14 protein-coding genes are annotated in these 19,186 nt (G+C 29.5%); 8 read left to right on the top strand and 6 right to left on the bottom strand.

Annotated features, from left to right (window positions below; all coding sequences use genetic code 11):
- Positions 1 to 292 precede the first annotated feature (292 nt).
- The gene (metG, locus tag ECH_RS04085; RefSeq protein ID WP_006011134.1) at positions 293 to 1,813 is read left to right on the top strand and encodes a methionine--tRNA ligase; all 1,521 of its coding nucleotides are present in this window, start codon (positions 293 to 295) and stop codon (positions 1,811 to 1,813) included.
- A gap of 428 nt (positions 1,814 to 2,241) precedes the next feature.
- Here the strand turns inward: metG and ubiE are convergent, their stop codons facing one another.
- Genes ubiE through hslV form a run of 3 tightly spaced genes read right to left on the bottom strand, consistent with a single transcriptional unit; the run spans position 2,242 to position 4,971 of the window.
- Positions 2,242 to 2,934 (bottom strand): bifunctional demethylmenaquinone methyltransferase/2-methoxy-6-polyprenyl-1,4-benzoquinol methylase UbiE, encoded by a 693-nt coding sequence (gene ubiE / locus ECH_RS04080; protein ID WP_006011132.1) that lies wholly within the window; start codon positions 2,932 to 2,934, stop codon positions 2,242 to 2,244.
- Positions 2,935 to 2,936: 2 nt separating this feature from the next.
- Entirely contained in the window at positions 2,937 to 4,400 is a 1,464-nt protein-coding gene (gene hslU, locus ECH_RS04075; RefSeq protein ID WP_006011130.1) for an ATP-dependent protease ATPase subunit HslU, read from the bottom strand.
- Position 4,401: 1 nt separating this feature from the next.
- Positions 4,402 to 4,971, bottom strand: a complete 570-nt coding sequence (gene hslV / locus ECH_RS04070) for an ATP-dependent protease subunit HslV (RefSeq protein ID WP_011452938.1) — start codon at positions 4,969 to 4,971, stop codon at positions 4,402 to 4,404.
- Positions 4,972 to 5,855: 884 nt separating this feature from the next.
- Here hslV and rho point away from each other — a divergent pair.
- Positions 5,856 to 7,244 (top strand): transcription termination factor Rho, encoded by a 1,389-nt coding sequence (rho, locus tag ECH_RS04065; RefSeq protein ID WP_044147641.1) that lies wholly within the window; start codon positions 5,856 to 5,858, stop codon positions 7,242 to 7,244.
- Between the two features lie 745 nt (positions 7,245 to 7,989).
- Here rho and lpdA read toward each other — a convergent pair.
- Positions 7,990 to 9,396, bottom strand: coding sequence for a dihydrolipoyl dehydrogenase (gene lpdA / locus ECH_RS04060; protein WP_006011438.1), 1,407 nt, complete (start codon positions 9,394 to 9,396; stop codon positions 7,990 to 7,992).
- Positions 9,397 to 9,613: 217 nt separating this feature from the next.
- Here lpdA and ECH_RS04055 point away from each other — a divergent pair, with 217 nt between their 5' ends.
- From ECH_RS04055 to ECH_RS04030, 6 genes are all read left to right on the top strand, one after another.
- Positions 9,614 to 11,803 carry a hypothetical protein gene (locus ECH_RS04055; RefSeq protein ID WP_044147644.1) on the top strand — a complete coding sequence of 730 codons (2,190 nt, stop codon included), beginning with the start codon at positions 9,614 to 9,616 and terminating at the stop codon, positions 11,801 to 11,803.
- Positions 11,804 to 12,656: 853 nt separating this feature from the next.
- The gene (locus tag ECH_RS04050; protein WP_006011718.1) at positions 12,657 to 14,105 is read left to right on the top strand and encodes a hypothetical protein; all 1,449 of its coding nucleotides are present in this window, start codon (positions 12,657 to 12,659) and stop codon (positions 14,103 to 14,105) included.
- Between the two features lie 79 nt (positions 14,106 to 14,184).
- Complete coding sequence (locus ECH_RS04045) at positions 14,185 to 14,736, top strand: hypothetical protein (protein ID WP_226988399.1); 552 nt, start codon at positions 14,185 to 14,187, stop codon at positions 14,734 to 14,736.
- Between the two features lie 34 nt (positions 14,737 to 14,770).
- Complete coding sequence (locus tag ECH_RS04040; protein ID WP_226988398.1) at positions 14,771 to 14,938, top strand: hypothetical protein; 168 nt, start codon at positions 14,771 to 14,773, stop codon at positions 14,936 to 14,938.
- The gene (locus ECH_RS04035) at positions 14,928 to 15,467 is read left to right on the top strand and encodes a hypothetical protein (RefSeq protein WP_011452932.1); all 540 of its coding nucleotides are present in this window, start codon (positions 14,928 to 14,930) and stop codon (positions 15,465 to 15,467) included. Before ECH_RS04040 ends, ECH_RS04035 begins: the two co-directional genes overlap by 11 nt.
- A 582-nt stretch (positions 15,468 to 16,049) precedes the next feature.
- A complete protein-coding gene (locus ECH_RS04030; RefSeq protein ID WP_006010676.1) occupies positions 16,050 to 16,841 on the top strand; it encodes an MBL fold metallo-hydrolase in 792 nt (263 codons plus the stop codon).
- Between the two features lie 287 nt (positions 16,842 to 17,128).
- Here the strand turns inward: ECH_RS04030 and ECH_RS04025 are convergent, their stop codons facing one another.
- Entirely contained in the window at positions 17,129 to 17,926 is a 798-nt protein-coding gene (locus ECH_RS04025; RefSeq protein ID WP_006010677.1) for a glutamine synthetase, read from the bottom strand.
- Positions 17,927 to 17,932: 6 nt separating this feature from the next.
- The gene (gene pstC, locus ECH_RS04020) at positions 17,933 to 19,057 is read right to left on the bottom strand and encodes a phosphate ABC transporter permease subunit PstC (RefSeq protein WP_006010679.1); all 1,125 of its coding nucleotides are present in this window, start codon (positions 19,055 to 19,057) and stop codon (positions 17,933 to 17,935) included.
- Between the last annotated feature and the right edge of the window lie 129 nt (positions 19,058 to 19,186).

Here is a 19,186-nt window from a genome sequence, read left to right as displayed (position 1 = left end):
AAACTGCTTATGTAGAAATTAATGTGGTTGTTTATTGTGTAATGAATTGTGATAGTATGACTCATAGTAATGTGTATTGATGTCATCTTGTATATAATCGTGTTTAGTATCGTACATTTTGTACTAGTAGTTACTGTTATATGGGATTAATTAAAAGTGGTCTGTTTTAGGGCTTATGTTTGTATATAGTTTTTATAAGTCAATATTTTGTAATATCTGCAAATATTAAGTTAATATAACTAAAATTATGTGATAATTTGCTAACTGTATAAAGTAATAACAATGCTAACTTATGAATAATATATATATTACTACTCCTATTTATTATGTTAATGATGTGCCACATATAGGTCATGTTTATACAACTTTGATATCTGATATTATCGCACGGTTTATGCGTCTTGATGGACATAGTGTAAAGTTTATAACTGGAACAGATGAACATGGGCAAAAAATAGAAAAAGCAGCCCAAGAACGTAACATGTCATTATTAGATTTTACTGATAATACAAGTGCTGTTTTTAGACAGTTAGCTGATGTTATGAACTATAGCTATGATGATTTTATTCGTACGACAGAAACAAGGCACAAAAAGACTGTGGTAGCTTTATGGCAGCGTTTGTGTGATAATGGGGCAATATATTTAGGTAGTTATTCTGGTTGGTATTCGGTAAGAGATGAAACGTTTTATCAGGAGAAAGAATTGGTCGATGGTAAAGCTCCTACAGGAGCTGATGTAGAATGGATAGAAGAGCCGAGTTATTTTTTTCGATTGTCAAATTTTCAGGAAAGGTTGTTAGCTTTTTACGAGGAAAATCCTGATTTTGTTATTCCTAAATATCGGTATAATGAAGTTATATCATTTGTTAAATCAGGGTTGAAAGATCTTTCTGTATCAAGACAAAATGTTTTATGGGGAATAAAAGTACCAAATGATGATAAACATGTAATTTATGTTTGGGTAGATGCTTTAGCAAATTACTTGACAGTATTAGGGTTTCCTGATGAGAACCATAAAGATTATCAAGCTTATTGGGCAAGTGATAGTAGTTCTGTTTTACAGGTTGTGGGTAAGGATATATTGAGGTTTCATGCTGTATATTGGCCTGCTATTTTAATGGCAGCTGAATTGCCTTTACCTAAAAAAATCTTGGCACATGGTTGGTGGACTAATGAGGGGCAAAAAATTTCTAAGTCGTTAGGTAATGTTATTAAACCTTTTGACCTAGTAGAAGAATTTGGAGTTGATCAATTAAGATATTTTTTAATTAAAGAAATGCCAATAGGGAACGATGGAGATTTTAAAAGAAATAGTCTTATTAATTGTATAAATTATGATTTAGCAAATAATATAGGGAACCTTGTACAAAGAACTGTTTCACTATTGTATAAAGAATGTGGAGGGATAGTACCAACAGTAAGTGGCAATTTGCTGCAGGGTGAGGAAGTATTACCAGATTATCAAGAGATTCTTGAAAAGGTTAGAGATTGTGTAATGCGTTGTAATCTGAATGAGATGATACATATTATAGAGCAATTATCTTCTGCAGCTAATGAATATATTGCATCACGAGCGCCATGGAGGTTATCTAAGAGTGACCCTAAAATTATGGAAGCAGTATTGTATAAATTACTTGAATATATTAAATGTATAGGGTTGCTGTTGCAACCTGTCATGCCTAAATTATCATCTAAAATATTAGATCAAATTGGTTTACCAGAATGTAATCGTGACTTTAGTCGATTTTCTATACCTATAAATATGAATACAGTTTTACCAAAACCAGAGCCTATTTTTGCAAAAATCTTATGAAACATATATGCTGAACTTATAAAAACTAAAGTGTAGATGATAAATACTATAGCAGTATCTTAATGTGAAGAGTGTTATTTGTGTAAAGAAGTTTTTTGTTTGCTAAACTTAAATGGATCTTGATGTGTCAATTGTAGGTTTTTTGTTGATAAATTTTATGCTAAATTTAGCATACACTTCTTTATACGATATTGTAGCTTTAAATAAATTATATGGATTGTGAAAGACTTGGGTAATAAACTTCCTTAGCATTAAACTTTTTTATTCGAGATGTGAAATCAATTAAAAATGTTAATTAAAGCTATGTTTGAAAAAAATAAAATGTATATAGATTTATGTTGATAAGTGATATAGTGTGGGAAGTTCTTATATAAATTATTCTTGATGGTATTATTCTGTAAGGGAAGAACTTTTATATATAAGGTTAGTTATATTTTCCAAGCAGTATATAACGTAACTATGCCAAAACATAAATTATTATATTTTATTTGAACAAAATTAGAATTTTTGATTTCTTGAGCAAAATCTTCTTGGTAAGGGAATTCACTTATACTGTCTACTAAGTATTGGTATGAAGCTCTATCCTTTGCTACTACTTGTCCTACGTGAGGGATAATATTAAATGAATAAAAGTTATACAGTTTGTAAAGAGGGTGACTTTCTTTTAATGGAGAGAATTCTAAGCATATGAATTTTCCTCCTTGTTTTAAGACTCTATATGCTTCATTTAATGCAAGCTGTCTATGTAAAACATTACGTATACCGAAAGAAATTGTATAATAGTCAAAACTGTCATCTAGAAATGGAAGCTGCTCTGCATTACTACATACCCATTTAAGATTTAATACATTCGCATTAACAGCATTATCTCGTCCATAATTTAGCATTTTTGGATTAATATCACATACTGTTATGTCTACATCTTGTGTATTTTTTGCTACTTTTATAGCTATGTCTCCAGTACCGCATGCAACATCAAGTAAGCTACCCTTAGTAATATTCTGAATCACTTTATCTTTCCATAGCCTGTGAAGACCAAAGCTCATTATGTCATTCATTAAATCGTAGCGTGAGGCTACTGAAGTAAAAACTTGATTAACAAACTTTGATCTTTCATGCATAACTATAATATAAATTTTGATAAATCTAATTGTTTTGCAATGTCTTCTAGCTTTTTCTTTACATATTCGCTATCTATCACATATGTCCTACCACTATTTTCTGTTGCAGTATAACTGATATCTTCCATTAGCTTTTCTAAAATGGTATGTAATCTACGAGCTCCAATATTTTCTACCTCTCTGTTAACTGTAGATGCTATTTCAGCTATAGTAGATACTCCCTCATCAGTAAAGTCAATAGTAATATTTTCTGTTTTCATTAATGCGCAGTATTGCTTTAATAAGCTTGATTCTGGTTCGGTTAAAATTCGTACTAAATCATCTTTACTAAGCGGTTTCAGTTCTACTCGTATAGGAAGACGTCCTTGTAACTCAGGTAATAAGTCAGAAGGTTTAGCCAAGTGAAATGCTCCAGATGCTATGAATAAAATGTGATCGGTTGTAATAGTACCATACTTTGTTGTTACACTTGTTCCTTCAAGTAATGGTAAAAGATCTCTTTGTACACCTTCTCTGTTCACTTCTCCTCTGATTTCTGTACGAGCTGCAATTTTGTCTATTTCATCTAGAAATACGATGCCGTCGTTACTTGCTAACAAAAGAGCGTCTTTGATGATTTTATCTTCATCCATTAATTTTTCGCTTTCTTCATTAATTAGCAGTTCTCTTGCCTCTTTTACAGTAACTTTTATAGTCTTAAGTTGTTTGTTATTTCCTAGCATTTTATGTACAATCTCATTGATATTCATAATGCCAACTTGATTTCCTGGAATATTTGGAATATCAATAGAAGGGATTGCATTTTTACTTTCCTTTATGGATATGGAGATCTCAAAATTTTCAAATTCACCATTTCTTAGCTTTTCTTGAAAAATAGTTTTTGTCTCTTGACTTGCATCAGCTCCTACCAGTGCTTCAAGAATTATATTTTCTGCTAAAGATTTTGCTTTTGTCTCTACAAATTTACGACTTTTTTCTTTTTCAAGATTGATTGCTACATCAACTAAGTCACGTATAATAGAGTCTACATCTCTCCCTACATATCCTATTTCAGTAAATTTTGTAGCTTCAACTTTTATGAAAGGTGCTTTTGCAAGTTTTGCTAACCTGCGAGCTATTTCTGTTTTACCAATACCTGTATGTCCTATCATTAGGATGTTTTTAGGGATAATCTCTTCTCTTAATGGTTCAGGTACCCTGTTACGACGCCAGCGATTTCTTAAGGCAATGGCTACAGCACGTTTTGCGTCTGCTTGTCCTATAATAAACCTATCTAGTTCCTGTGTAATTTGCTGAGGAGTTAATTCTTGTGGGTTGTATAAGTCATCTAGATTTATGTCATCTTCATATCCTTCTGTGCTAATAGCGTTTTCACTATTTAGTACTTCACTACTAGCTTGTTCATCATTTATATTATTTGTTGTATCATTATTCAATTTGAGTTTATTATTTGGTGTAACAAACATTTTAATCCTCTATTTTTTCCATAATAATATTGTTGTTTGTATAAATACATATTTCAGAAGCTATTTTCATTGCAGTGGTAATTATATATTCCAAAGTCATGTTTTGAGAAAACTGATCATTAGATTCACATAGGGCTTTTGCTGCTGCTAAAGCATAGTTACCTCCTGATCCAATAGCTGCGATTCCATTTTCTGGTTCTAATACATCTCCGTTGCCTGATATTATTAAAGATACTGATTTATCTGCTACAATCATCATTGCTTCTAGTCTACGCAAATACCTATCCATTCTCCAATCTTTTGCTAATTCTACGCATGCACGGAGTAATTGTCCAGGGTGCTTCTCTAATTTACTTTCTAATCTTTCAAAAAGGGTAAAGGCATCTGCTGTTGCACCCGCAAACCCTGTAATTACTGTATCATTGGCTAAACGTTTTATTTTTTTTGCTGAATTTTTTATTACAGTGTGTCCTAACGATACTTGCCCATCTCCTGCAATTATAACTTTATTGCCTCTACGAATGCATAAAATAGTGGTTCCATACATTGTACTGTTGTCTTTGTGTTCCATTATTTAAACTCCTGCTTATAACTTAAATATACGGCAACTTTTTTAAACATATATGGCTTTATCTATACCACTTGAGAAGTAAATGTAAATTGTTAAATACTTGATCATGGTTTTATGTTACTGTTAATACAATCTTTCAGTACTAAATTTGAACACTAAACATATTAAGTATGACATTCACTGATAGTATATCAAGCCTTCTCTATAATACAGATGGAAATCTATCATAATATGTATTAAACAGTCATTGATAAACTACTTTATTAAATTTCTTAACAAGCCATGCAGTCTAGCAGAATAATAATCTTCTGACAAATAGTAATTTCAATTAATGTATTTTCTGTCTCAAAGTACATATATAATTTTAGGTTGAAAATGTGTTGTTAGTTTTTAGATGTTGTGTATAATAAAAGTTAAGTCTTGACTCTGTATTACAATAACGTAACATTTATTGGACTACTTATTGTTGGTTCGTATATTTTTTAATGCTTTTCATAATATGTTGTAGATCTATGTACTCACGTAGGTTATGATGTTATTGTGTAGTGTTGATTAGTTAATGTCTATGGTGTTGTCAGTTTGACTTTATTTGTAGGACATTGTGTGATATGCCATTTAATTAGTTATGGTGCATATAAGATTAAGGGTTGTTGCGATTAAATAATTTATATGTTGTCAAAATAAAAAAGTATGCTAATTTAGCAAATGTGTCGCCATATACACAAGGTTTACTAAGTAAATACTTGGAGTAGAAAGTTTGCCATTACTGATCAATTTTTCAAGTACTGTATTTATAACGTTGAGGATGTGTTTATCCACAGAGCTTATATAAAAAGTACTTGAGCATTAGTAACCTGGCTTAATTTTAGATAGAGAGAGTTTTTATGTCAGAATCAGAAGATATTGTATTAGAGAAAGAAGAAGAGAAAGAAGTAGTAGAGGTACAAGAGGAAATAATAGAAGAGAAAGAAGAAGAGAAAGTACCAGAACAACAAGAAGTAAAAGTGTTAGATCTGAGTGAGCTAAAAAAGAAGACAATAGAAGATTTGTTGAAAATAGCAGAAGACCTTGGAGTGGTTAGTAATGGTAGAATGCTGAAACAAGAAATAATATTTCACTTAATGAAAAAAGTAGTAAGTGATGGAGGTGCAGCAATAGGAGGAGGGGTAGTAGAGATATTATCTGATGGTTTTGGATTCTTAAGGTCTCCTGAAGCAAATTATGCTGCAAGTGGTGATGATGTATATATTTCTGCAGGACAAATAAAAAAGTTTAATTTAAGAACAGGTGATATAGTAAGTGGTGAAATAAGAGCGCCAAGTGAGAAAGAAAGGTATTTTACGTTAGTAAAAGCACATAGTATAAACTTTACAGATATGGCAAAGTTACAAAGATATGTACACTTTGATGATTTAATACCTTTGTATCCAGAAGAAAGAATATTATTAGAATGTAATGATCCTATCAGCGTGAGTAAAAAAGATATAAGCATGAGAGTAATAGATATAGTTGCTCCATTAGGTAAAGGACAAAGAGCGCTGATAGTTGCTCCACCAAGAGCAGGAAAAACAATAATATTACAACAAATAGCACATTCAATATCTGTAAATCATCCAGATATAGAATTGATAGTTTTACTTATAGGTGAAAGACCAGAAGAAGTGACAGATATGTGTAGATCTGTGAAAGGAGAGGTAGTAAGTTCTACATTTGATGAACCTGGATATAGACATGTACAACTTGCAGAAATTGTAATAGAAAAAGCAAAAAGAATGGTAGAACATAAAAAGAATGTAGTGATATTACTTGATTCAATTACAAGATTAGCAAGAGCATATAATTCAGTAATACCGTCATCAGGAAAAGTATTAACTGGTGGAGTAGATTCTAATGCTTTACAAAGACCAAAAAGATTTTTTGGAGCGGCAAGAAATATAGAGAATGGAGGATCATTGACAATAATAGCAACGGCACTGATTGAAACAGGGTCAAAAATGGATGAAGTGATATTTGAAGAATTTAAAGGTACAGGAAATTGTGAAATAATATTAGATAGAAAAATATCTGATAAAAGAGTATATCCAGCAATAGATATTTCAAAATCTGGTACAAGGAAAGAAGATATGTTGATAGATAGTGTGTGTTTGAAGAAAGTATGGTTATTAAGAAGGCTATTGTCATCGATGGGATCTGTTGAAGCAATGGAATTTTTAAGGGATAAATTGTTGATAACCAAAGACAATAATGAATTCTTTGATATGATGAATAGTTAATATGGGTATAGAAAATAAGAACTTTATAATGAATGTATAAGTGGTAGTACTTATAACTATAGAACTATATGTAGCTGTTTAATACAAAAATGAATATTGTGTAATTAATGGTATTTTGAGAGAAATCCTTTTGATTCTATATTTGTGACTTGTGTTTTTGTAGATTGCTTAATTGTGAAACCTACGATTGTTACTAAGCAAAGATAATAATGAGTTCTTTGATATGATGAATAGTTAATATGGGTATAGAAAATAAGAACTTTATAATGAATGTATAAGCGAAATACTTATAACTGTAGAACTATATGTAGCTATTTAATACAAAAATGAATATTGTATAATTAGTGGTATTTTAAGAGAAATCCCTTTGATTCTATATTTGTGACTTGTGTTTTTGTAGATTGCTTAATTGTGAAACCTATGATGTATAGTCACTGCTTAATTATTACAAGAAAATAGTTCAGAGTTAATTGTGTTTATGACAAAAGAGATACCAAACTGTACTTATGTTTTTGATATGGGATACATTGCTGTTCAAATGAGGTAGCAATTATATTATATATTCCTGGCTAGGTGTATTTGTGTTTTTACTGCGGGGTTTGTTTAGTGTGTCAATAATCTTGACTAACTTTATAGGATTATATAAAATTGCAGGGAAAAATATGTATTTTTATTAAGTAAAACAACTTAGCTTGACGTACTTGTAATAAATAATACGGTAATCGAGTATTAAAGAAAACATAAACTAGCTGTTAAGTGAACCGTTGTTTGATGATAGTACTGCCTCATGTATCATTTCTGATAGTGTTGGATGAGGGAAGATAGATGACATTATGTCCTGATCAGTAGCTTCTATTTGTTTTCCGGTGACATATCCATGAATCATTTCTGTAACTTCTGCTCCTATCATATGTGCACCTAATAACTCTCCAGTAGATTTATCTATGATAACTTTAACAAAACCTTCCGTTTCATCTATAGCTACTGCTTTTCCATTGCAGTTTGCATTAAATTTTCCAACTTTTATATCATAACCTTGAGTTCTTGCTTGATTTTCAGTTAACCCAACACTAGCTATTTGTGGTATTGAGAATATGCAACTAGGTATATTATTTTTATTTATAGGATGTGTTTTATTTGTTGTTTTGTTTTCTTTTTCAGCAATATTTTCTACACATAGAACTGCTTCATGGCTTGCTTTATGAGCTAAGCATGGAGCTCCAGCAACATCTCCTATAGCATATACTCCTAGTTCATTTGTACAGCAGTACTGGTCAGTAATAATGAATCCTGCAGCATCTGTTTTAATTTGTGTGTTTTCAAGACCAATATCATTAGAGTTGGGTTGTACTCCTGCTGCTAATATAATTTTATCTACTTGTAAATGTATTGTATCTGAGATCTGAATTTTAGCGTAATTGTTGAATTTTTCTAATTTTGTTACTGAACTTTTTGTATGAATTTTGATTCCTTTATTACTTAAAATATTATGCATACATTCGGATATTTCATGATCTTCAAGTGGAAGTATATTGTCCTTTAATTCTACTATTGTAACTTCAGTACCAAAAGTATTATAAAAGCTCGCAAATTCTATCCCTATGGCTCCGCTACCTATGATCAATAAAGATTTAGGGAATTTATCTGGTGTCATAGCATTTTTCGCATTCCAAACTATTTTATTATCAAAATCTATACCTGGTATATTTCTGGCTTTAGATCCTGTTGCAAGAATGATGTGAGTTGATGTAACATTAATTATTTTGTTTGAGTGATCTGTAATTTCTACTGTGCTATTACCTAGTAGTTTTGCAGTACCATAGTAAACTTTTATGTTATTTTTTTTCATTAATCCACTAATGCCGTTTGATAGTTTTGTAACAACATCACGTGAACGCTCTATTATCTTATTAAAATCAAATTTTATGTCTTGTACTGTAATCCCAAAAATACCTGCTTTCTTGATGTTATGGTAAACTGATGCAGATTGTAGTAGTGATTTTGTTGGGATACATCCCCAATTTAAACAGATTCCACCTAATGTATTTTCTTTTTCAATTATTGCAACATCGTATCCTAGTTGTGCAGCTCTTATAGCTGCTATATATCCTCCTGGACCGCTTCCAATTATAAGAAATTCATGTTTAGTCATGCTTTTGTTTTTTTAGATAAGAGTAAGTAATGATAGTAGGGAGTTAAGATATTTGCAAGTTTAACATTTTGAAAGGTTACGAGGTTGTATCTATTAATGAATCTTGATTTTTTTAATTGATATCGTATTGTTTATATTTATAAAAAAATTAACTAAAATTATTGATTTATTAAATATTTATAATATTATTAAATATCATTAATTTTTGTGTTCATTTATGAGAAATTTACAGAAACCAATAGTATCGGCTACGGAAATATCCTATAATCAAGAGGTGATTCGGAATGAGATTAGTATTTTGAATGCGTATAGCATTAATTTCATTCGGAAAAATGATACTGTTTTTTCTGCATACTATGTAAAACGTGGAGTTGTAGTAAGTGATCTAATATGTGAAATTAGCCATGGTAACTCTACCTACCGTGTTAAGGTTAATGATAATGCTGTACTAGATCGTACTATAGAACATTATTTACCAGAAATGTTACTTGTAAAAGGTTTAGGTAATGATTTTTTAATTGTAGTACTTTCTGAAGGAGTGCTTAGAGAGTATAAGCTAAAAAGTACGCTATCATTAAAAATATATAGGATACATTATTCTCCTATAACATTGTTTGATATGGGGAAAATACGTTTAAGTAGTTCCATTGATTCTCTAAAAGAAGAAGTTAAATATCCTGTTATCTTATATCAAAGTCAGGTAGATAGTATTGTTATTGTTGGGAGAGTAGATAATGATGCTAGAGCGAAATTACCAGATAGATTTTATGTAATGTGGCGTATACAATATCGTGATAATAAATTTCAACTTATTAAACCTGTTACTAGAGAAGCCAAATTTAATACCAAGTATTTGTTTAAATATTCTGGTTATATAGGATATGGCAAATATAGTGACAAATTAATTATGGTGTCGGAATCTAAAAAATTCCTAAATTTACTTTATGTAGGAAAATATCTTAACAGCAATCACAAGTTTTTTTCTAGTATATATGAAATCTCAGTTGATTATACTCTGAATTTAAATATAGAAGAGTGCGTAGTAAACCGTCGTTATGGATGTAATGTGCCAGATGATGTTAAGTATCATATTCCAGTAAGTGGGATTAATGTAATTGCTGCTATTCGTAATGAGGAAAATACCTATATAGCTTATGTTGGGATAGTACCTAACAGTAAGTTCAAAGATAGTGATCAATTAATTGTTGTTCATAGTAAAGCAGGTAATCAGCTTTCCATATATGATTTTATGCAGATTAAAGAGCATGTTACATCATTATATGTAAGGTATATTAGAAATAATATAGTGGTAACAGCTGTAGGTGCAGATAATATAGTCAGGTATGAGATACCAGAGTTACAACTGAGAAGTGGAAACATTACGTATGTTAATGTTATGCAATTCTCGCGTCATGAAATTACAAATATTGTTGATTTTACAAATGTTGTTATTCAAGATATATCGCTTGAAAGTATGCATGCTGAGATCAGAGGGGTCGAAGCTAAGAAGACATATAATAATTATGCTATGTATATGTTTTTCAATATTCGAGAAATACAATCTAAAGATGTTTTTGCTGCTGTGCAAAATCGTGTTTCTAGTGTTAATAGTACATCTGTATATGAAACTACTACTTCTACTTATATGACTACTCATAATCTGTTTGAGAAAAGCACTGAAATAAATTCTACATTATATGATTTCCCTATGATATCTAGTACTACACAATCAGCAGTTCTGAGTACTAATCGTGCTGAAAATTCTATAGAGAATGTAACAAATTTTGTAGGTAACACGTCGATTCCAACTGATACTCGTCGTGATATCATGAATGTTACAAAAATTCCAATGCATTTTACAACAGTTAAGAGAACAAAATTTACATCAGGGAAAAAACATATAAGTAATGCTTCAGATGTTGAATATAGTATATTGGGCAAAAGGGCAAAGTATAATGTAAAAAGCACTACTCAATCTAGTGCTAAAAGAAAAAGTACTATAAGAAAACATGTGTTTTATGATGAAGATCTTGAAACAACTAGTGATTATGCTGTAACAGATAGGTTGAATATTACAACTGCTAATGTGAGTAGGTTAGACAGCTTTTTATTGACAAATAATAATATTAGCAGGAGTAAGGTATACTCTGTAGATCATAGTTTTCAGAATAATGGGTTATTAGTTGGAGCAATATTTATTGTAGTGCTTTTTGTTATACTTTTTGTAGGGATATTTTACAATAGATCTGGTTGTAATAGATTGAGGCGGAATTTTACAATGTATATGAATAATAGGAGATCTGGGACTCATGATGTTCGTGAATTGCAAGTGTTTGAATTGAGTAATAGACAAGAGATTGCAGGAGTTCGAATCTCGAGTAGATCAGCATATGGAAATCGCTTATGAAAAATATAATTCTTATTAGTCAAAATAAAAAGAACTAGAAATGTTTAATAAAAAACGTAGCAATTCCATGAAATTCGAGCTTTTAACAGGATGGCATATGAAAATTATTTATTAATATGATGTTTATAGGTCAAATAAAGTGGTTAGAAGTATTTAAATTAACAGAAATTTTAGGTGTTTGGGAAGTTATAGTAAAAGTCATATAACTGTATTATGCTTGTGTTAAAATAAAGAAGCAATATATGACCAATGTAAACATTCAGTAAGTATTTTATAAAACTGTGTATAGTAGACTTAATTATAGTAGTAATGTTTGTGCTGTTGCTTTTTATATTTTTCATAAGATTTTTGAGAAAAAATCATCAGGAATATAGTGATAGAAAGCTGTAACTAAAGTTTTATTAAGATGCTTCAAGAATATAGCTTGCATTATAAAAAATATGATCAATGTAAATATTTAGTAAGTATTTTATAAAATTGTGTGTGATAAACTTAATTCTAGTAGTAGTGTTTGTGCTATTGCTTTGTATATTTTCATAAGATTTTTGAGAAAAAATCATTAGGAATATAGTGATAGAAAGCTGTAACTAAAGTTTTATTAAGATGCTTCAAGAATATGGCTTGCATTATAAAAAGTATGTATGATTATATAAAATATTCCAGTTGTAGTAGATTAGATTACATTCTTTTTGTTGTAGCATGTAAAAATAGTATTAATTCAAAGATCTAGTTATATTTCTTTCGCATTTTTATTAATATATCTTTATTTATTACAGTTGATAGTAAAAATGAGATGCTTCTTTATATTAGTTATAAAAGCTAGCGTAAATACTATAAATTTTGTGTAAAGATAATGTCATTTTTTTCTAAAATGTCTAAAAATAGAATCATTATATCTGTCGGGGATAATGGGTCTGTAGTGCTTAATATCATTAATGGTGAAATACGGGATAAGTATTTTATTGAAAACGAACAGGATATGAATTTATCGAAAGTTATATCATGTATGGTTAAGTATAAGAAATCTCAAGTATACCTTGTATTAAATCATTCTGATCAAATTTATACTGAACATGTAATGCCTACATATAGTGGAATTATTGCTAGGTCTTTAGTCAAAATGAATCTTAGTAACATTATGAGTGATTGTGATGTAGGTTCTGCATTTTTGTTAACAAAACCAGATACTTCAGATAAAAACTGGCATTACATGGTTGTAACAAGTCAACTAAACAGTTTATCTAAGAAACTGTTGGAAATTATTACTGATAATTTGTGTAACTTTTGTGGAATATTATTATTACCAATAGAGTTGTCATATCTTTGTGAGAAATTGCTAAAACTTCAAGGTAAGGGTGATGGAGAATGGACTATATTAATAGTTTATACTAAAACAAATGATTTTAGACAAATCGTTTTGTATAAAGGCAAAATGATACATGTGAGTAATATTATTGTAGCTGCAGATGAAGTATTGCCAAGTATTATTGCAGGTAAAGTTTATCAGGAAATATCTGATACAATTTTATATCTTACGAAATTTGGATATAGTAAAGAATCGACAATTGATTTGTATGTTATAACTTCTAGTAATATAAAAACTAGTTTGTTGTTATTTGATTTTAAGAATATAGATGCGAATATTTTTACACCGTATGAATTGTCAAAAATTTTGATGTTAAAGCAATCTTCAAATGTCATGAGTGAATTTTGTGATACTGTAGTGTTATGTGCCATGACAGAAAAAAAACCGTTAAAAATCTTTCATACGAGGAGTACTAGTTTATTTTGTAAGATTTCCTTCTTTAATAAGTATTTTATACCTTCTTTATTATGTTTTATTGCATTGATGTCTTTGTTGAATGTTACTTATATATTTAATATAAATAATAATTATGATGAGAGCATTAATTTACTACTTCGTAAGGAGGAATTAGTATCTCGAGTTGAGAAAATTAATCAAGATACTCAAGTAAAGCAAGTTAGTGAAATGTATGAAACAATAGATGTATATAAACTTCTTTTAGCAGATGATTTTTTTTCTTTTGACTTGATTTTACGTTTACGAAAAATAGATTTGAAAGGTTTTAAAATCAATTACTTGTCATTTAGTACGAATAGTCATGGTGTAGCAGTAAAGTTGTTACTGAAATTTGTAGAGGAAAAGCAATTTTCATATTATTTTAACAGCTTAAAAGATAGAATAATAGAGGAGTTTGGAGATTATAAAGTGGAAGTAATAGATACTGCTCCTAATGTTTTGGATAGTCAAAGAATTGTTGTGATAAAACTGGAGAAGTAATGTAATGAACAAAAAATTGTTAAGAAGATATTGCATAACCAAGATATCTGTATGTGTGATATTGTTGGTTGTTTTATCTATGACATTACATTATTTATATAAATTTAATACTTATATAGTGCAGCATAATTTGCGTATTGCTGATGAAATTCAAAAATTAAGTTTCAAAATCATGGACGTTCACAAACATGAAGCTATGCTAAATGATAGTGGAGTTTTATGGCAAGAAATATCAACTTCAAATATATATAGTACTTTTTATGAGGAAGATTTAGGAACGCTAATAAGCAGTTTGTTTAAGAAGTATTATATTTTTAATTCTCAGATAAACATATCTAGTCCGAAAATAGTTAATAACATATATCATAACCAGCATATAGATATAATTAAGCGTAATATTGAGATTAAGTTTTCATCTATTAGTGATGAGCAGGTATTCTTATTTCTTAATACGATACGTCACGATATTTCTGGGTATGTAAAAGTTGTTAATTTTAATATTGAAAAAAATACAGATATTACAAATGAAGTCTTACAAGCTGCATTAAAAGGTGAAACTGTACCTGTTATACGCGCTACCATTTTATTTGAGTTGTATAATATAGTAGGTAGGTTTGTTGATGAAAGTTAGTATAATACTATTGTCAATGATGATTTTATGTACAATGTTTAGTATTCAATATCAGGCTACTCAGCTTAATGTTGAAAAAAATACGGATATTACAAATGAAGTATTGCAAGCTGTATTAAAAGGTGAAACTGTACCTGTTATACGTGGTACCATTTTATTTGAGTTGTATAATATAGTAGGTAGGTTTGTTGATGAAAGCTAGTATAATATTATTGTCAATGATATTTTTGTGTACAATGTTTGGTATTCGATGTCAGGCTAGTCAGCGTGATTGTCTTGGTTTAGTATATGCATTGCATCATTGTACAAGTTATACTTGTGAGATGGATTTTTTTAATAATAAGGTACAATATACAATTTTTGGATTAAGAAATAATAGTTGTAAATTAGTAGAGAAAGATGATTCAGGACTTACATTGTGTTATGTACCAAAAGAAAAATTAAAAGTAATGTCTGAGTATTTAGTAAGGGTGATCACAAGTAATTTGAATATTAATACTAGTAAAATTGAGGACATGTTGTTTGATGTGTGTAACTTTTATTCTGTGATCCAGGAAAGTTTAATACCAGAAAATGAAGAAGTTACTGAACAAAATGTGCAAGAAATAAAACGTGCTGCAGAGTTAAAAAGAAGAAATTTTAATATTAGTAAGATTAAGAGTATATTTTTTTCAGACGAGGATATTATGAAACTACATACTATATATGCTCAAAGTCGTAGTATGCAATAAAGTTGAAAATGTGTATATAGGCATCCAATTTAAAAGGACGTAAAGCACTTGTCGAATAGTAATAGCTGTAAAAATTTAAAATAAGTTATTTTTTATGTATGGGATAAATAATTATAATCTGAACTTGTTTGAAAAATAAGATATTTGATACATATAATAAACTGGTATTGAAACGTTTCAATTTGTGACAGTAACTTAAGTATCTCATTTCCAGATGTACTGGTATGTTTGATTATGCAATAGTTTGTTATGTTTTTGTTATAGTAAGTTGAATATATTATAAGTGTTCTAATGGTACATTTAGTTTGCTATAGCCCTAGTTTATATACTTAATGTTTATAATAAACTGGTATGAAACGTTTCAATCTGTGACAGTAACTTAAGTATCTCATTTGCAGATGTACTGGTATGTTTGATTATGCAATAGTTTGTTATGTTTTTATAGTAAGTTAAATATATTATAAGTGTTCTAATGGTACATTTAGTTTGCTATAGCCCTAGTTTATATGCTTAATGTTATTTATATACTTGACTAATGAAATTGCTAATGATATTGATCGTGTATGAGTATGTTGATTTTTTATGAAGATAACAATTCTTGGATGTGGTGCTTCTGGTGGAGTACCAATAGTAGGCTGTCAGTGTGATGTTTGTAGTTCAAATTTAACATACAACAAGCGAATGAGGTCATCAATATTTGTTGAAAATGGAGATACACAGCTGCTTGTTGATACTACTCCTGATTTAAGATGTCAAGCATTGAAAAATAATTTATCGTCTGTTGATGCAGTATTATATACTCATTTTCATGCAGATCATTGTGATGGTATTGCTGATCTTCAACCATTTCTTCCTAAGCACGGTTTGAATAGCATACCTATATATAGTGATATAAATACTTTATGTTTATTGACTGCTAGTAATTCGTATTTTTTTATTCCTAGTGCATATACTTCTGCTTGGAAGAAATGTCATTATTTAACAGTAAATACAATATATCATTATAAAGAATTCACTATTGGAGATTTTTGTATATTAGCTATAAAGCAGTTACATGGTGTTAGTAATTCTAATGGATTTATATTTAATGATCAGGTTGCTTATTGCACTGATGTCCAATCTTTCCCAGAAGAATCTTGTAAATTTTTATATAAGAAAAAGGTATTAATATTAGGTTGCTTGAAGTATACTGCAAGTTTTGCACATTCTCATGTGGATTTATGCTTAGATTGGATAAAAGAGTTCAAACCAGAAGTTGCTATTTTAACTCATATGAGTCATGATCTAGAGTACTATTCTTTAATTGATTATATAAGAAGTCGTTCTCAAGATAATATAGTGGTTGGTTATGATGGCCTACAACTTAATGTGTAGTTATTATAAAATAGAGAAATGTGAGACACATAACAGGGGTACGTAGTTCTGTGTGAACATCATAAGAATAGAAACTTAGCTGTGTTTAAGGTGCTGTGTAGCTAAAGTTGTAGAGGCTAACTGTGATTCAATAGAGTATTTTACTTCAATGGTGGTTTTTTTATGTGTTGTGTTATATGTTAAAAATATTCTGTAAATTTTTTGTGGTGTTTTTTCTCTATTACATAAACTATTTTTGGTAAAATTAATTTATAGTCTATTTGTAATAACAATTTATTGTAAGTTCTCTACTTTAGGTTATATTTTATTGATTCGTTTAAACTCAATGGTAATTTTTCAAGATTATATTGTATGTCTGAGGATATACCATAAATTTTTTGTGGTGGCTGTATTTTTTTCTCTATTCCATAAATTATTCCTTGCAGAACTGATGTTATAGCTTGTTTATAGTTACAGTCTGCTCCAGGTACTCTGTGTTCTATTCTGCATTTTGTTGGGTCTGTACTGGTACTTGGTATACGGATAGAAGTACTCCTATTATTTCCTCCCCAACTTATAGTTGTTGGGGTGTCTATGTCAGCATATATATATCTTAAGTAGGAGTTGTTATTTGGAGCAAAAAAAATCATATGTTTTTTCATTAAAGAGCATAATCCCCCTATGCTGTAGGATAGATGGTCACTCATTTTGTTATTTTGGCTAGTAAACAAATTATTATTATGAAAATCAAGTAAATTTATATGTATGTGAAATGCACTTCCTGGTTTATCTAAATATGGTTTTGCAGAGAAATTAATGCTCCCTCCAAAGTGTTTTGTGTTGTTTTCTAAAATTTCTTTTATAAGATCAAGCTCAATAATAAAATTAGGAATGTTAGTAGTTGTTGATGTTTGTATTTCATATTGTAGATTATCTTGTTCTTTTGTTATATTACAGTTAAGAGAAGATATTTTGTCTTGAATGTTGCTAATTAATGGGCTGATATTATTTGGGTCTATATTATCAAAGTAAAATTCTAATTCTATCCCTATTAAGGGAATAATGTTAAGTTTGGTACTGAGATAGTCTAGTGTATAGTTTAACATATGGAATTAGTGAATTTTAATAGATTTTGTTGCTTTTTTTGTAATGTGTAGTGCTAGTAAATTAAGAAGCCATGTTATGATAAACAATGTGAGACCTAAAGCATATGCAGATGAAGTTTGAATACTGTTGAAGTTTTGATCTCCAGTTAAAATTGTTGCAATTTGTACTGTGATTGTAGTTACAGCATGTAATGGATTAAAACTTAAATGTGCAGTTATGCCGGCTGCCATTAACACTATCATTGTTTCTCCAATGACTCTTGAAATTGATAATATAATTGAACTAATAATATTTGGTAATGCATATGGAATTATAATATTCCATATGGTATCTGCTCTTGATGCTCCAAGTGCCATAGACCCATAACGCAGAATCTTTGGAACGGAGTGTATAGCATTTTCTATGAGAGAGGTAATGAATGGTAAGATCATGATTCCTATGACTAGTCCAGCTACTAATGCATTTTCTGATTGAGCGTTAAGGTTATAATATTTTGCTACACTTCTGATTGATGGTGATAAAAATACTACAGCAAAGTATCCATATACTACTGTAGGAATACCTGCTAATATTTCAAGTGTTGTATTAGCTATGTATCTTATTTTTTTGCTTGCATATTCACTAATATAAATTGCAGATAGTAATCCTAAAGGTACAGCTATGGTTATTGCAACAATAACTATAAGTAGTGTACCGCTGAGTAGTGGTAATATTCCGAATGATCCAACTGGTTTTCCATCTAAAATGTCTGGACTGGGTTGCCAGTTAGTTCCAAACAGAAAGTCAATCAATGATATTTTGCTGAAAAATAGTGCTGATTCGTAGGTTAAGCATAATACTATACATATTACAATAAGAGAAAGTATACCTACTGAGGAAAACATGATAAGTTTAAGGAGTATGAATTCTTTATCTATGTATGCTGCTATTAATATTAGAATTAATATAATAAATGTTATTAGGATAAATATTATATTTAGATGTTGAGTATAAAACGAATAACAGATAATGAATGGGTATATGATATTTAGGGAAGTTATGATATTAAATTTATCTTCGAAAGTAAGTTTTACTTTATGATAATTTCCTATTAGTAATGTAATGGACAATAGTATTATAGTAAGTATCATGGTATTTATAAATAAAGTTCACAAATTTTTTATATGTATAGATTAATAATTATACCTTTGCTGTATAAGTCAATTTATTTTATCACTTTTATAGTGCTTTGTAATATCAAATGTATACTTTTGTTATAT

Source organism: Ehrlichia chaffeensis str. Arkansas (genome assembly GCF_000013145.1).
In the GTDB taxonomy this organism is placed as follows: Bacteria; Pseudomonadota; Alphaproteobacteria; order Rickettsiales; family Anaplasmataceae; genus Ehrlichia; species Ehrlichia chaffeensis.
This window is presented reverse-complemented; position numbering and strand designations above follow the sequence as displayed.